Consider the following 1,275-nt stretch of genomic DNA (forward strand, 5'->3'; position numbering starts at 1 on the left):
TGACCAGCCCCCATCGAGTGATCCGGGTTAGATTTTAGTGGATAACCCGTCCGGCGATCTGCGCGGCGCCGCCTGAGCCGGAGCCGCTGGGCCTGGGCACGTGGTCTGCCCTCAGTACTTCCGGCGCGGGCGGCCTGTAGCCCAGGGAGGAGTGCGGGCGCTCCTCGTTGTAGTGACGGCGCCATTGCTCGATCAGGATCTGTGCTTCGCGCAGCGTGCTGAATTCCTCCATGTTCAGCAGCTCGTCGCGCAGCTTGCCGTTGAAGGACTCCACATAGCCGTTCTCCCACGGGCTGGCCTTTTCGATAAACGCCGTCTTCGCCCCGACGCCGGTTATCCAGCCCTTCACTGCTTCGGCGATGAACTCCGGTCCCTGGTCCGAGCGCATGTGACCCGGTGCGCCGCGGGCAATGAACAGATCGGCCAGGACGTCGATCACGTCCGCTGAGCCGAGCTTCCGCGCCACCCGGATCGCCAGAGCCTCGCGCGTGAACTCGTCGACCACGCACAGCATGCGGAACTTCCGTCCATCACGTGTCCGGTCCTCGACGAAGTCATAGGCCCAGACATGGTTCGGTCGCTCCGGCCGCAGCCGAATGCAGGAGCCGTCGTTCAGCCACAGCCTGCCCCTCTTGGGCTGGCGCTGCGGCACCTTCAGCCCTTCCCGACGCCAGATCCGCTCGACCCGCTTGCGGTTCACAGCCCAGCCCGCATCCCGCAGCAGCGCGGTGATCCGCCGGTATCCGTACCGGCCGTAGCGCTTCGCCAGTTCCATGATGTCCGCCGTCAGCGCCGCTTCGTCCGCCGCCGCCCGCGGCGCCTTCCGCTGCGTCGATCTGTGCTGCCCCAGCACCGCGCAGGCCTTGCGCTCCGACACGCCGAGCTCGCGTACCACATGTTCGACGCAGGCCCGCCGACGGGTGGGGCTCACCACTTTCCCGAGGCGGCTTCCTTTAAAATGACCTTCTCGAGCGTCAGATCCGACACCGCCTTCCTCAGCCGCGCGTTCTCCCGCTCCAACTCTTTCAGCCGCTTGACCTGGTCCAGCTTCAGCCCGCCAAACTCAGTCCGCCACCTGTAGTAGGTCGGCTCCGTAACCCCAATCGTCCGGACCGCCTCCGCCACCGACTTCCCCTGCGCCACCAGAACCTCAACCTGGCGCAGCTTCGCCACAATCTCCTCGGGCGTGTGGGCCTTCTTCCTCGCCATCCCCGAACCTCCCCCCGCAGTCGCCAGGCTACATCACCGGCGGACCACTTCTACGGGGGCAGGCCA

1 protein-coding gene is annotated in these 1,275 nt (G+C 66.5%); it reads right to left on the reverse strand.

The features are described from left to right. Nucleotides 1-34 precede the first annotated feature (34 nt). Nucleotides 35-1,209 (reverse strand): IS3 family transposase gene (locus tag HJG45_RS28265; protein WP_254452866.1). Its coding sequence is split into 2 segments (ribosomal slippage): nt 35-933 and nt 933-1,209, totalling 1,176 coding nucleotides; the frame shifts between segments, so codons are not numbered across the junction. Nucleotides 1,210-1,275: the final 66 nt, after the last annotated feature.

Origin of the sequence: Roseicella sp. DB1501, assembly GCF_013112485.1 — a bacterium.
Classification (GTDB): Bacteria; Pseudomonadota; Alphaproteobacteria; order Acetobacterales; family Acetobacteraceae; genus Paracraurococcus.